This window comes from Propionispora sp. 2/2-37 (assembly GCF_001298735.1).
GTDB lineage: Bacteria > Bacillota > Negativicutes > Propionisporales > Propionisporaceae > Propionispora.
In genome coordinates, this window is sequence record NZ_CYSP01000006.1 from 149,414 (window position 1) to 162,241 (window position 12,828).

The 12,828-nt window shown below is 39.8% G+C and carries 14 protein-coding genes; 5 read left to right on the top strand and 9 right to left on the bottom strand.

Going from position 1 to position 12,828, the window contains the following annotated elements; genetic code table 11:
- Window positions 1-11: 11 nt before the first annotated feature.
- Window positions 12-2,558, top strand: a complete 2,547-nt coding sequence (locus tag P22_RS08045; protein ID WP_082378437.1) for a heavy metal translocating P-type ATPase — start codon at window positions 12-14, stop codon at window positions 2,556-2,558.
- Window positions 2,559-2,675: 117 nt separating this feature from the next.
- Here the strand turns inward: P22_RS08045 and P22_RS08050 are convergent, their stop codons facing one another.
- From P22_RS08050 to P22_RS08090, 8 genes are all read right to left on the bottom strand, one after another.
- On the bottom strand, window positions 2,676-3,305 hold the full coding sequence (locus P22_RS08050; protein WP_054259717.1) for a YjbH domain-containing protein: 630 nt from the start codon (window positions 3,303-3,305) through the stop codon (window positions 2,676-2,678).
- 7 nt (window positions 3,306-3,312) lie between these two features.
- A complete protein-coding gene (locus tag P22_RS08055) occupies window positions 3,313-3,828 on the bottom strand; it encodes a hypothetical protein (RefSeq protein ID WP_054259718.1) in 516 nt (171 codons plus the stop codon).
- Between the two features lie 61 nt (window positions 3,829-3,889).
- Window positions 3,890-4,720, bottom strand: coding sequence for an acyl-ACP--UDP-N-acetylglucosamine O-acyltransferase (gene lpxA, locus P22_RS08060; RefSeq protein ID WP_054259719.1), 831 nt, complete (start codon window positions 4,718-4,720; stop codon window positions 3,890-3,892).
- 39 nt (window positions 4,721-4,759) lie between these two features.
- Entirely contained in the window at window positions 4,760-5,362 is a 603-nt protein-coding gene (locus tag P22_RS08065) for a hypothetical protein (protein WP_054259720.1), read from the bottom strand.
- 20 nt (window positions 5,363-5,382) lie between these two features.
- Window positions 5,383-6,054 carry a response regulator transcription factor gene (locus P22_RS08070; RefSeq protein ID WP_054259721.1) on the bottom strand — a complete coding sequence of 224 codons (672 nt, stop codon included), beginning with the start codon at window positions 6,052-6,054 and terminating at the stop codon, window positions 5,383-5,385.
- Window positions 6,055-6,613: 559 nt separating this feature from the next.
- Window positions 6,614-7,138: a winged helix-turn-helix domain-containing protein gene (locus P22_RS08080; RefSeq protein ID WP_054259723.1), complete on the bottom strand. Its 525-nt coding sequence runs from the start codon at window positions 7,136-7,138 to the stop codon at window positions 6,614-6,616.
- 88 nt (window positions 7,139-7,226) lie between these two features.
- The gene (locus tag P22_RS08085) at window positions 7,227-7,559 is read right to left on the bottom strand and encodes a helix-turn-helix domain-containing protein (protein ID WP_054259724.1); all 333 of its coding nucleotides are present in this window, start codon (window positions 7,557-7,559) and stop codon (window positions 7,227-7,229) included.
- 310 nt (window positions 7,560-7,869) lie between these two features.
- On the bottom strand, window positions 7,870-8,514 hold the full coding sequence (locus tag P22_RS08090) for a YidC/Oxa1 family membrane protein insertase (RefSeq protein ID WP_235814590.1): 645 nt from the start codon (window positions 8,512-8,514) through the stop codon (window positions 7,870-7,872).
- Between the two features lie 436 nt (window positions 8,515-8,950).
- Here P22_RS08090 and hsp18 point away from each other — a divergent pair, with 436 nt between their 5' ends.
- The 4 genes from hsp18 (at window position 8,951) to P22_RS08110 (ending at window position 11,680) form a co-directional block, all read left to right on the top strand.
- Window positions 8,951-9,394: a heat shock protein Hsp18 gene (gene hsp18 / locus P22_RS08095; protein WP_054259725.1), complete on the top strand. Its 444-nt coding sequence runs from the start codon at window positions 8,951-8,953 to the stop codon at window positions 9,392-9,394.
- Between the two features lie 149 nt (window positions 9,395-9,543).
- Window positions 9,544-9,957 (top strand): hypothetical protein, encoded by a 414-nt coding sequence (locus P22_RS08100; protein ID WP_156318887.1) that lies wholly within the window; start codon window positions 9,544-9,546, stop codon window positions 9,955-9,957.
- 435 nt (window positions 9,958-10,392) lie between these two features.
- The gene (locus P22_RS08105; RefSeq protein WP_054259727.1) at window positions 10,393-10,737 is read left to right on the top strand and encodes a peptidoglycan recognition protein family protein; all 345 of its coding nucleotides are present in this window, start codon (window positions 10,393-10,395) and stop codon (window positions 10,735-10,737) included.
- A gap of 316 nt (window positions 10,738-11,053) precedes the next feature.
- Window positions 11,054-11,680, top strand: a complete 627-nt coding sequence (locus tag P22_RS08110; protein WP_054259728.1) for a cysteine peptidase family C39 domain-containing protein — start codon at window positions 11,054-11,056, stop codon at window positions 11,678-11,680.
- A 10-nt stretch (window positions 11,681-11,690) separates the two neighbouring features.
- Here P22_RS08110 and P22_RS08115 read toward each other — a convergent pair whose 3' ends face one another.
- Entirely contained in the window at window positions 11,691-12,809 is a 1,119-nt protein-coding gene (locus P22_RS08115; RefSeq protein ID WP_054259729.1) for a hypothetical protein, read from the bottom strand.
- Window positions 12,810-12,828: the final 19 nt, after the last annotated feature.

Here is a 12,828-nt window from a genome sequence, read left to right on the forward strand (position 1 = left end):
GAGGATGTACAATGGCAGGAAAATATTCTTTCCATAAAGGAATAAAAAAGCAAAGTAACTGCCAGAGCGGTTGCTGCTCTGAGATTAAAAATGCGGCTGCAGCATTGACCTGCGGCTGTTGCGCAGAAAAGGCGGAAGTGGTTAATGAACAGGCCGGGGCGGCAGCTTGCGGTTGTTGTATTGATGGAGAACCTGTGGAACAGATAGAGGCAACGCCTGAAGCACGGGAAACTACCAGTAATTTTGCTGTTAAAGGATTGGATTGTGGCGACTGTGCGGTCAAGTTGGAAAAGGGGATCGGCAGAATGAAAGGGATCATCCGTGTTCAGGTGAATTTCGCAACCGCAAAAATGAAAGTAACTTATGATCCGGGAATAGTAGACGCCGCCGCCATCATAGAAAAGGCTGGCAGGCTTGGCTATTCGGCTGTTCCGGCTGTTATTTCTGCAGGTCAGGCAGGTATTCATAAAACAATCTTTATGGTATCGGGCCTTGATTGTGCTGATTGTGCAGCTACACTGGAGAAAAAAATCCTTTCATTGACCGGTATATACTCAGCACAGATTAATTTTGCCACAAGTAAATTAATCGTAGAGCACACAGCCAGTGAAGCAGATATTGTTAAGGTAGTGCGACAAGCGGGTTACGATGCTAAGAGGGAGGGGGACAGCAAGTCACCGGATAGCAGGCCCGAATGGTGGAAAAATAGACGTACGCAGACAACTGCAGTTGCCGGTATCTTATTAATTCTAGCGGTTGCTATGGAATGGCTTGGTGTCAGTGATAACGTGATTGTTCCCTTGTATGTTGCAACTGCTTTGGTTGGCGGTTATTCCTCAGCTAAAAGTGCATTTTATGGGTTCAGGTCTTTAAGTTTTGATATGAATACTCTTATGACCATGGCAGTAATTGGCGCACTTTGTATTGGTGAATGGAGTGAGGCCGCTACGGTGGCTTTTCTTTTCTCCTTTGGAAATACACTGCAAACGTATACAATGGATAAAACCCGCCAATCCATCCGGGCGCTCATGGAATTGGCTCCGCCGGAAGCGCTGGTCCGCAGGAATGGGCAGGAAGAAAAACTGCCGGTGGAAGAGATCGTGGTCGGGGATATCATCATTGTAAAACCAGGGGAACGGATTGCGATGGACGGTATTGTCAGAGATGGTATGTCGGCGGTAAATCAGGCAACCATTACCGGCGAATCGGTTCCTGTGGAAAAACATAACGGTGATTTTGTTTATGCCGGGACGGTAAATGAACATGGAGTTTTGGAAGTTGAAGTAACTAAAATTGCCGCGGATTCTACCCTAGCCAAGATTATGCATTTGGTTGAAGAGGCTCAGGCTCAGAAGGCGCCGTCGCAACAGTTTGTTGATAAGTTTTCCCGCTATTATTCTCCGGCAGTATTGCTTGCTGCAGCCGGGATTATGGTTATACCCTGGTTATTCTTTGGGTTGCCTTTCACGGAGTGGTTTTATAGGGGGCTTGTTCTCTTAGTTATTTCTTGCCCGTGTGCGCTGGTTATTTCCACCCCGGTTTCTATCGTGTCCGCTATCGGTAATGCTTCCAGAAACGGCGTTTTAATTAAAGGGGGAGCCTATCTGGAACAGATGGGGGCTATGCAATCCATTGCCTTTGATAAGACTGGCACATTAACCCACGGGCGCCCGTCGGTTACAGACATCGTTCCAACCGATGGAATAACGGAAGCAGAATTTTTAACCATGGCCGCTTCCGTAGAACGTTTGTCTGAGCATCCCCTGGCGATAGCCATTGTAGAGAAGGCAAAGGGGTTGGCTTTAAAAACGGTAACGAATTTTAAGGCCTTGGTTGGCCGGGGCGCACAGGCCGAATTTGAGGGGAAAACAATCTATATTGGTAATCCCCGATTGTTTGAAGAGCTGGGATTTGATTTATCTTCTTATCACAATGATTTGGAAAATCTTCAGCGGCAGGGAAAAACCGTTATGTTGATGGGAAATGCTGAGCAGATTTGCGGACTGATTGCAGTTGCCGACACTTTACGCGCTAATAGTATTGAGGCCATTCAGGCACTGCATCAAACTGGTATGCAGCATGTAGCCATGCTGACCGGTGATAATGACTGCGTGGCCGCTTCTATCGCCGGACAATTGAAGCTGGATGCTTTTTATAGTGAACTGTTGCCGGAAGACAAAGTCAAAACGGTAAAATGCCTGATGAGTCAATACGGGAGTGTAGCCATGGTTGGGGACGGGGTTAATGATGCTCCGGCACTGGCTGTTGCCAATGTAGGAATCGCAATGGGCGTAGCAGGGGCCGATAGCGCTCTTGAAACTGCGGATATTGCGCTTATGTCGGATAACCTTGGAAAACTCTCCTATCTGGTCCATCTCAGCCGCAAGACAGTTGCCATAATCAAGCAGAATATTGTTTTTTCGATTGCCATAAAGCTTGTGTTTATTATCCTCACCTTTGCCGGCTATGTGAATTTATGGCTTGCGGTCTTTGCTGACATGGGCTCGTCAATATTGGTAACTTTAAATGGAATGCGCCTGATGCGACTTCTTCGCTAGTAGGCTACGCTATAAACAAAACAGAAGCACCATCAACATGGTGCTTCTGTTTTGTTATACAGTAATTTCTTGTGAGTTTTTTATATAAGCAGGATTGCTACGGGTGGCTAATTAACCTTATATAGTGAAATTTGCTCCCAAGTAATATTTATGATCTCTTCGGCCAGCCTCAGCTTTTACACCTGGAACAATGGCCATCCTTAATCCCCAGTTGGTGGTATGCCCAACACGTTCGGCCATTAATGTGGTCGTTGGGAAAAAATCACCATCAGTAGGTAGCAGTGGAAGCGGGCTAAAGGTTGCTTCAATTCCGGCAAATGCACCGTCAAATCTTCCATTGCCTATTCCGGCGTTTATTTTAATTCCTAACGGCAGCTGTTTACTCATAACTACATAGCCGGAACGTTCCGAACAAGCGGCTATGTCCTCTAGGCCCGCAGAAAGCCCCGGTGTTAACAGATTCTCTTTTAGTATATTATATTTAATATTTAAAACAGTGTCAGTTGGTTCTTGGTCATAATTATACTGTGCCACGCCAATTTCCATGTTGGGTGAGATGCCGATATTGAGTATTTTTATGTCCTGATTTTTTAGATGATAGTACCCGAGAGAGAGCTGACCTTCCGAAAGGATCTCAGAGGATGGTGTGTTGATTAGTCCTGTAGGGCCGGAGGTCGAGGGAGCTGCCGTTACGGTAGATGAAAAGAGGATTACTATTGTGCATAAAGGTAACATTATTTTATTCATGCGATTGTCACCAAGCCTTGTAGGTTAAACCAATATTAAAGCTAGTTCTGCTTCCCTGATACCTATAATAATCATAGCTGAAATTAAGGTCCGTATTTTCTGTCACTGAATATATGGCACCAACTTCCAGTTCGTGAAATCCTTTGCCGATAAGTGCCGACATATATGTATTCCATTCTAAGGTCGCCGGCATCAACTTTGTCATACCTATAAAAGCTCTTGTCCTGGAATCGAAATTTCTGACACCAACGAGAAACTTGCTTTCATCAGTACCGTCAAGTTCTCCGAAGAGATCAGTGACAGTATGTTTGTTTTTCCATGAGGTCGACTGTAGACCCAGGGTTAATGTGTCGGTAGTTTTGTTGGCTATATAATAGGTATTGCTGTGGTTACCTATCATAAAACCATAAGCTGAATTTAACTCGTTTAAATCATCAGTGACGGGAACTGGAGCAGCGAAGCCATTGTTAATATTAAAACCAATAAAATATAACAAAAAGCCGGTTAGAATTAGTGGTTTCATGTAAATACCTCCGTATATAAGATTCCGTGCATTTAAGAAGGAATAATAATGGACTATTCGTTCATTGATTTTTTAAATATCTTGGGTGATAGGTCATTCTGCAAATTCCTCTTTCGCTACTGCGTAAGAATTTAATAAAATCAAATAGTTCCGCGGAGGAAGGAAGGGTTTTCTCTATTGCCTCTATAGCTTGGGGCAGACGTAATCCTGATAAATATAAAATTTTATAAGCTCTTTTTACTATTCTGCGTGTTTCTTCATCAATCCCCGAACGGATCATGCCGATTGTATTAAGGCCGGCCGGCTGTGCAGGATTGCCATCGGCAGTTATAAACGGCGGTATATCTTGTACGACTTTTGAAGCACCGCCGATCATGGCATTACGCCCGATTTTTACAAACTGATGAATCCCTGTTAATCCCCCTATGGTTACTCTGTCTTCGAGTTCAACGTGTCCGGCCAGATTAGTAGCGTTAGATATGACGACGTGACTGCCGATGATACAATTGTGGGCTACGTGGCTGTAAGCTAATAATAGGCAGTTTGTTCCGATTCTTGTTTCGTTTTCTTCACCGGTCGCTCTATTAATAGTAACAAATTCGCGGATATGTGTATTATTTCCGATGGTTACATAACTTTTTTCACCCTTAAATTTTTTATCTTGTGGTTGACTGCCAATAGAAACTTCGGAGTAAATAGTACAATTATCCCCAATACTTGTCCAGCCGTCAATTACTGTATGTGCTCCTATTTTCGTACCGTCACCGATGGTGACATTTTTGCCAATAATGGCATACGGGCCCACTTCCACATTTTTTCCTAGCTTGGCATGTGGAGAAATTACAGCGGTAGCATGAATCTTAGTAATCTTTGTTTTACGATTCCGTATCATCTGATGAACACCTCGCTAAAAATTATAGTCGTAAAAGTGCTAATGTGATTTTGACCACAGCATTAAATCTGCTAGTTGTGCTTTTGTTAAATTACGGCTAATCAGTCTAAGGGGATTGGCTTTTTTTAATTTCTTTCTTCGTTCTTCCCAGGAAAGCGATTGATTGGAGACAATTGATAAAGCCTGATTTTGGCATCGTAATAAAGAATTAATAATTGCTATTTGCTGCTTATCTGAAAGATTTAATGATAATATCAAAGCTGTAGTTTGTTCTGAAAAGTGTTGTTTCTTTTCTAATTGTGCTTCAAATAACTGTCTTTGTTGTGGAGGTAAAACTTGCATAATTTGATTGTTTATAGTTTCGCGAATATCGCTGATTTCATTTAGATAATTTGTAAGGGTAAAAATTTGTGCATAATCCAAACTTGCAATTTTCGGAGAAATATGTTTTATTTGTGCCTCTTTAACTGTCTGGACAATGATATTGTCAATCTGCTTACGTTGTTCTACTGGCAAGTCTAAACTTATCCAGGCTGCTTCCTGTGATAGCTCTGAAGCATTGATACTTGCTAAGCAAATGTCAACATTTGTTATACTCAGGGAAATGACGAACAAAACAGAGTAGAAAATCTTTGCTAACATACCTTAAGTCTCCTTTAAACTTAATTAGCTTTATATCCATAACCATAAACAGTTGTTATTTTGAGCGCTTTAAGTTTTGCTCGGGCTCGGCTGATCAAATCATATACAGCGCGGTCAGAAACAGAATAATCGTCGACCCATATGTTTTTAATTAATTGTTCTTTGGAGAAGGTTCGCCTAAGATTGCTTACTAGTAAATAGACCAATTCAAATTCTTTTGTTGTCAGGTTAATTGTTTTTCCTTTGAAGCTAACCAGCCTTTCCAAACTATTAATCTCATAGCCGTTATAATATATTATTTTAGAATGATCAGGCCTTTTATTGAGCTTATTCTCGATTAATTTTTGCGCTCGCATAATCAATTCAAGAGGAGAAAATGGTTTAATAACATAATCATCGTATTCTGTTGATTCAAGCAATTTTTCAAAAGCAATTTTAGGATCAAAGATTAGTATAACAGGTGTAACGTTATTGTGAGTTTTTATTTGTTTAACAATATTATTATCGTTGTTTGAAGGATGGATAACATCAATAACCCATAAATCAGGATTATCATCTATATGTTGAAATGCTTTGTTGCAATCAAGAAAAGACTCAACAGTCCAGCCGTAAGTTTGAAGATATGTAGTCAAAATACAATTCAATTTTGGTTTGCTTCCTACAAGGTAGATTTTATAGTCCGTACTATGCATAGTTTTACACCTCTGCTCATCGAAATATCTTAAATTGAAAAGTTTTTAAAACAATATCTCTACTTCAAAAGTATGTTCCCTTGAAACGGCTAAATAAAACCCATTTAGAGACTTGGATATAATATGGGGCTGATATTTATAAACAACATTGATTGAGTTTGAATTTATTCTGCCAATTTCCATAAAAAAAACGATATTGCTTTGATCCACAAAATATTGTTTATTCCAGTTGAAGCTATTCATGTTATATTTATATGAGTTAAAATAAACAAACTTTGAATCCACTTCACTACTGGCCCAAACTAATCCTGGGGGTAACGTCCAACAAATAATTGAAAAAATAAAAATTAGCAGTTTCATTTTTCTCTACACCATCCAGGTCAAACAGTGTCGTTTTAAAGGAAATATTTAAACAAAATGTAGAATTATGGGAACAAATAAATTATATCCCGGAATTTACGAATAACTTCCGAAAAAGTATTTAAATTTAGTAACTTTAGTAAAAAAATAACTGGTATTGTTTAAAAACAATATCAGTTAAAGTCACAAGCACATTATATTAGTTTGCTCTATAGCCATAACCATAAATTGTATCAATTTTTAATGATTTTAATTTACTACGAATACGCCAAACCAGGTTATCAACTATGCGCTTAGAACCATAGTAATTTTTCCCCCATATATGTGCTATTAATTGCTCTCTTGAAAAAACTTTTCGTGGATTTTTTGCCAATAAATAAATTAAGTCGAATTCTTGAGCGGTTAAATGAATTTTGGCCCCATTTAAGCATACAGTTCTGTGGGAGGAGCAAATTTCATAACCCTGGATTTGGCATTTTCGAGGAAAACAAATATCATCATCCAAGAGCCATATATCTGTTTCGCTGCCAATTGGTGATAATTCGTCATTGAAGATATAATGTTGAAAAACAGAGGTCGGATCGTTTGCGTTAGGAACAATAGTATTCAATTGTTTTCCACCTTCTTTAATGATTTTCTTTGTTGATTTTATAAAACATAACAATATTGCGTTGATAATCAACTCAACAATATTGTTGCAAATAAAGGCAGCGCTAAAAGCCATCTGCCTGCACAACTCTTTTTGAATATACCATTGCTATATTGTAATTTTATTTAAATTTAATCGTTAATGTAAAAATGAGTCTAAAGTCCTATTGCTTTTCATTGATAATACGATGAATGCTGTCCCATTGTTTGGGTGACAAGCTGTTTGCTTTTTGCAGAAACAATGGGACATCCTTATTTTCGGTAATTATTTTTTGGAAGTTACTAGGAACTTTATTGGCTGAAATTAACATGGCATTTGCGTCTTTACCCAGCACTTTCGCTATCTTAATAATTTTATCTTCAGATGGCGGTTCTTGTACTCCGTTCTCAATTTTACTAATATAGGTATAGTCTATCCCGACTAACTCTGCTAGTTTTCTTTGGCTGATTTTTTTTTCGTGTCGTAAGCTTTTAAGCAATTTTCCAAACTGATTCATAATATACTTCCCTCCCTGGAATTGTAAGACAACTATTAATGACTATTTCCCTCCCTGGAATACTGACATTATAAGTTGTGTATAAATTTAGCTTCATTGCGACATTATTTTTATAAGGTTGCAATCCCTATAAACCTATTATATACTATCGTAAAATTATTCGAAGTTCTTAATTGTAATGTTTTTTATTCATAGAAGCGTTATACAGAAATTAGCTGGCCTTTTCAAAGAAATAATCCCCGATACGGCGGCAAAAACCGATCGGGGACTCGATGTATTCAGACAATTGTGAAAAAAAGATCTGGTCTTTTTAAATCGGTGCACGTTGACCAGAGACTGGTTTGCGGTATAAAAACCATTGTTGCATGATTTGAATCAAATTGCTTACTACCCAGTATAAACCAAGACCGGCAGGAAACCGCAAGGTCATAAAGCCGATGATAAAAGGCACAATTATTAACATAGCCCGATTTTGGCTGGAATCGGTCATTGATTGCTGTGAAGAAATATACGTAGTTAGCGCTGCGAGAAACGGCAGGATATAGAAGGGATCCGTACCGGCCAGGTTTTTTATCCACAGAAAACTAGGTTGACTGGCATAGCTGAAATTTTTTATTGTATAAAAGATTCCAGTTAAAAAGGGCATTTGAATCAATAACGGCAAACACCCGGACAGAGGATTAACACCGGATTTTTTATACAAAAGAGTGATTTCCTGCTGTTGTTTATGGAGGTCATTTTTGTATTTTGCCCGCAGGGCCTTTAGCTGAGGACCGAGTTCACGCATTTTTCGCATGGATTCTATCTGCTTCAGCGACAATGGGAAAAATAAAGCCTTAATTGCAACTGTCAGCAGTATGATGGCTGCTCCGTAATTTGGGAACCCTAATTTACTGGTAAGATGATAAAAAAAAGTTAATATATACTGCATGGCTCCATTCACATATCCGAACACAAATGCACTTCCTTTTTAGTGAATTTTACACTTTTAAAAAAATGATAACATAATTTGTAACGTATTCAACAACTTTTAGGCAATACCTTTTAAAAAAAATTCACAATTAGCTAAAATATGAGCCGATTTATTTTCGGTATATAAGCGTACAACTCTTTCAGCGGAGTGTGCCGAGGGAGTTGTACGTTGTTTTTTGGAAAGTATACAATAGGTTAATCTACTGGGAAGTATGCTGTTAGGGGTAAAAAACTGAAGAAAATAAGAAAAATATATGTAATTCAAAGGTGATCTGCATAGAAAAGAATATTTTACGGACAATCACTAATAATTTGATCTTTTGACTTTTTGATCTTTATTGACCTTTTGCTATAATAAAGACAAATAAAGGAACCAATCCTGGTAAAGGGCTGGTAATATAAAATAAGGAGTGAGTGTTATGTTCAATCTGATTCCCTTTAACAGAAAGAATGAGGTGGTGTCCAGAGAGGATTTCTTTAACCAGGTTTTTAACCAATTCTTCCGGGAAGATTTCTTTGCTCCTTTTACTGCGGCGGGAAACAACTTCCGGGTAGATTTGAAAGAAACCGCCGATTCGTATGTGATAAAAGCTGATTTGCCGGGAATCAAAAAGGAAGACATTACAATCCGGTTTGCTAATGACTATTTAACAATTGCTGCCAAACTAGATGAAGAAACGGAAACAAGGGAAGATAGTTACTTACGGCGCGAACGGCGCTATGGTGAATTTAACAGAAGCTTTTATATTAGAAATGTTCGCGATGAAAATATTGATGCTGAATTTACAGATGGAGTGCTTACGATATCACTTCCCAAAAGGGAGATTACAGCACCCGGTACTAAAACCATTCCCATCCGCTAATATTTTTTTAAGGCTAAACCTGAAATCTCGGGTTTAGTCTTTTGCATGTGCAGAAAGAAATAAAATACCAATACAATACCAATACAATCATACGACATCATTAGTACAAGGAGAGATTATTGTTAAAAAGGGAGTGTGAGTGTATTCGCATGAAAAAAGTATGGTTAATGGCACTGGTTATTTTTCTTATTCCAAGTACTGCTTTGGCAGGCAAGGCGGAAAGTCAATATCAATCAGACTGGCAGTATGTACTGACACAGGTTGAGGTTACCTATTATGTCGATATGAATAGTCCGTCTGTCACACAGAATATACTTAGTTTTTGGCTAAAAGCCGAGCGATCCCGAAAGCATGAAATGGTATTTTCCAAAATGGTATTCGATGCAAAATCCCAAAAAATACGTTGTCAGGAACGACATGTATATAACTCCTTAAGCAAAAAGGTAATTTTTACTAGTAAGGCAGCTTCTCCATGGGGTACTGTCGAATCAAATTCGCCAATGATACCTATTCTTGAATATATCACCCAAAAACATCCCTTGTTCCGCAAACAAGCTGCTTAGCTAGAATTATAAAACATTATACTATAACTGGGAAAACGTATGTTTTTGTGCGGGGTTTGTTGCTGCGATGAAGAAATGCATTCAGATTTTCGAAAGTTGAAAGAGTATTGTGCCAGTTATCTTTGAAGGCATGGTTGCTGTTAGCGGAAAATGATATACTAGTACTATAGGAGTGGCAGAGCGAGGCAATTATAAAGCAACAATAATGTATCCGAAGAGATGAAGTGTGAATCAAGGGAAGAAGGCTGGTCGGTTGATGAGAAGGCTGATGGTGTTGGTGCTATTTTTATGGAGTGTATTGTCCGGTGCTGTTTTTGCGGCTATTGGTGACAGTAAAAGGACAATAGAAATGCAATATGGTCCTGCTTACTTCATACAAGACGATACAAGACGGATATTATTTGCGGATGGCAGTATTCATGACGGCCGGAACAAATGGTGGGCGCCCATGCTTTGGGAGTTAATCCGCACAGTATCGGTATCGGGGTCGATGGCAATTTTGAAACTAAGCCTCCGACAGCCGCGCAAATGAACAGTCTTGTAAAGCTAGTACTGGAATTAATGGAAAAGTATCATATCCCGCTTGACCGTGTCGTCCCTCATCGGGATGTGACGGAGGGAACATCATGTCCGGGAAAACTGTTTCCCTGGGATGAATTGATGCAACGCCTGTATAAGGGAGAATTCCATTCGGCGGCAGCGGGCCGGCATAGAGGGATTAAACAAGTGGGGAAACAGAGGCAAAATTCCGGAATAATGCCTGACCAGGAGGAAACTTGAGAAACGCTGATAGTTGGCAATGCTAAACAAAGGCATTTGGAGACTGCCATAGTCTGTTAGATGCTTTTATTTTGCAAGATCGATATATTTGTCAGTTTTAAGTGAATGGTACATTATTCATAAGATTATCACGAAGGTATGAAAATATTAAACGAAGCTAAAAATAAAACTGTGAAGTTGAACGATGCGTCATTCACAAAATTAACAAAAAGCAAAATCCTGCCATGGTTATCTCTGATGATGGCAGGATTTTAGTTTTAGGATGCGAAAGGTTAGCGAGAGTAGAGCGTGTTAAGCAATCAGGGGGAAGAAGCAGATGGAAATAAAGCATCCGGAGTGGCTGCAAATGAAAACAGACGGATTGAATATATACGGATACAATCAGGAATGGTATACAACTTATTTTAAAAGAACCAGAGGGTGCGGACCGACGGCTGCCGCTATGCAGCTAGTGTATCTTAACAAACGGGAAACAGAAGTGCTGCCATATCAGGATGACAGCATCGCCTCGGCTACGAAAGTGCTGGAGAATGTATGGGACTTTGTGACTCCCGGCTGGTTATTAGGCCTCAACAGCACAAAAAAATTTTGTACGGGCGTACAAAGACTCCTAGCCTATTATGGGCTGACTTGGCAGTGCCGAAAACTGAGCGTTGCTGCATTCCGGCCCAAACGGCCATCGCTTTCCCAGGTAGTAGAGTTTGTAGAACAGGGAATTGCGGAAGATTGTCCCGTTGCTTTTTTAAATTTGCATCGAGGGCGGATAACAATTATAGAAAGCTGGCACTGGATTGTGCTTTTGGGGGTATCCTATGATGCAAAACAGAAGTGTTATATGGTCACCGGTTATGATGGGGGCCGTAAAATTACGTTTGATTTAGGCCTCTGGCTGGCAACCACTAGGTGGGGCGGCGGCTTTGTATATATTAGCGTACCGGAATAGGCGGTTGATATTAAATTTGTAGAGAACGGTTTAGTTCCAGGATTTCATTCAGATTGGCTGAGCGGGCAATATAAGCAGTAGTGTCCATCACGTGTGAAGAAGACTGTATTGACAGGGCATGCTGTGCGACAATCAGAGGATGATATTTTTCTTCCGGTGTAGTATGAGCAGCGGTATGGATGTATGCACAGTGATAGGGCCTTTTATATTCGGCGGTAAAAGGTTTATCCGTCAGAATGTTGGCCCATTCCTGATACATATTAATATCATTGGCAAAGTTAAACATATCCACCATGGCGTTGTTTGACGGGAAAAGATTGAGATTTTCTGCCAGCAGCTTATTTTTGGTGTTACGGTAAAAACAAATATGAAAAAAACGCTTTGTCAGATTGCCGGACAAAATGATTTTGTGTCCGGCTTTTTCCAAATCGGCGGGTATCTCTCTTTCCGAGTAAATAAAGAGATTATTAGGCTCGGCAGCATGGATGATGTGGGAAGCACAAAATACGATTTGTCCCCGGTTATCAACTAGGCCATCCAGGGAAATACAGGGGGCCGGTGTATAAGGTTTCAGCACAAATGCTTCTGTGGTCTTATCCGTCCAAAAAGAGTTTAAAGCTGTTTCATTGTCAATGACCTGGCAGGACTCTCTGGAAAATACAGAATCGGGTCTGATTAACACCGGGTAGTTTACTTCATTTATATATTGCCTGGTTTCTTCCAGAGTTGTAACCCTTTCACTATAAGCCGGATTTACCCGGGCTCTTTTAAATATCTTTCTCAGGGAAGAGTAAGTGGCATAAGCGGTTACCGTTGCCTGGTTAATACCGGCCACATTAAAATCACTACGCAGCCGGGCTTCGGTTAATAGTAAATGGGGGGTGAAATTTTCAATAGCATTAATTCTTCCATAACGATGGGTAAAATAACCAACAGCCCGTACTAATTCTTCATAATTGCACATATTTTCTACTTTATAGTATTCTTCTAAAGAGCCGGTCAGATGAGAACTTAGCTGATCAAAAGGTTCATCACCGATCGCCAGAACCTTTGCACCTAATGCACGCAAAGCTTCATAGAAATGATGATAGTTGGGTGCGACATTTGGTGATAAAACAATAAGATTCATTATTCCAACCTCCTTTAGT

Excerpts from the sequence above, each read along its gene's own strand:
- P22_RS08045 (WP_082378437.1), top strand. The coding sequence starts at position 12 with ATGGCAGGAAAATATTCTTTCCATAAAGGAATAAAAAAGCAAAGTAAC.
- P22_RS08050 (WP_054259717.1), bottom strand. The coding sequence starts at position 3,305 with ATGAATAAAATAATGTTACCTTTATGCACAATAGTAATCCTCTTTTCA.
- P22_RS08055 (WP_054259718.1), bottom strand. The coding sequence starts at position 3,828 with ATGAAACCACTAATTCTAACCGGCTTTTTGTTATATTTTATTGGTTTT.
- lpxA (WP_054259719.1), bottom strand. The coding sequence starts at position 4,720 with ATGATACGGAATCGTAAAACAAAGATTACTAAGATTCATGCTACCGCT.
- P22_RS08065 (WP_054259720.1), bottom strand. The coding sequence starts at position 5,362 with ATGTTAGCAAAGATTTTCTACTCTGTTTTGTTCGTCATTTCCCTGAGT.
- P22_RS08070 (WP_054259721.1), bottom strand. The coding sequence starts at position 6,054 with ATGCATAGTACGGACTATAAAATCTACCTTGTAGGAAGCAAACCAAAA.
- P22_RS08080 (WP_054259723.1), bottom strand. The coding sequence starts at position 7,138 with ATGGCTTTTAGCGCTGCCTTTATTTGCAACAATATTGTTGAGTTGATT.
- P22_RS08085 (WP_054259724.1), bottom strand. The coding sequence starts at position 7,559 with ATGAATCAGTTTGGAAAATTGCTTAAAAGCTTACGACACGAAAAAAAA.
- hsp18 (WP_054259725.1), top strand. The coding sequence starts at position 8,951 with ATGTTCAATCTGATTCCCTTTAACAGAAAGAATGAGGTGGTGTCCAGA.
- P22_RS08100 (WP_156318887.1), top strand. The coding sequence starts at position 9,544 with ATGAAAAAAGTATGGTTAATGGCACTGGTTATTTTTCTTATTCCAAGT.
- P22_RS08105 (WP_054259727.1), top strand. The coding sequence starts at position 10,393 with ATGGTGGGCGCCCATGCTTTGGGAGTTAATCCGCACAGTATCGGTATC.
- P22_RS08110 (WP_054259728.1), top strand. The coding sequence starts at position 11,054 with ATGGAAATAAAGCATCCGGAGTGGCTGCAAATGAAAACAGACGGATTG.
- P22_RS08115 (WP_054259729.1), bottom strand. The coding sequence starts at position 12,809 with ATGAATCTTATTGTTTTATCACCAAATGTCGCACCCAACTATCATCAT.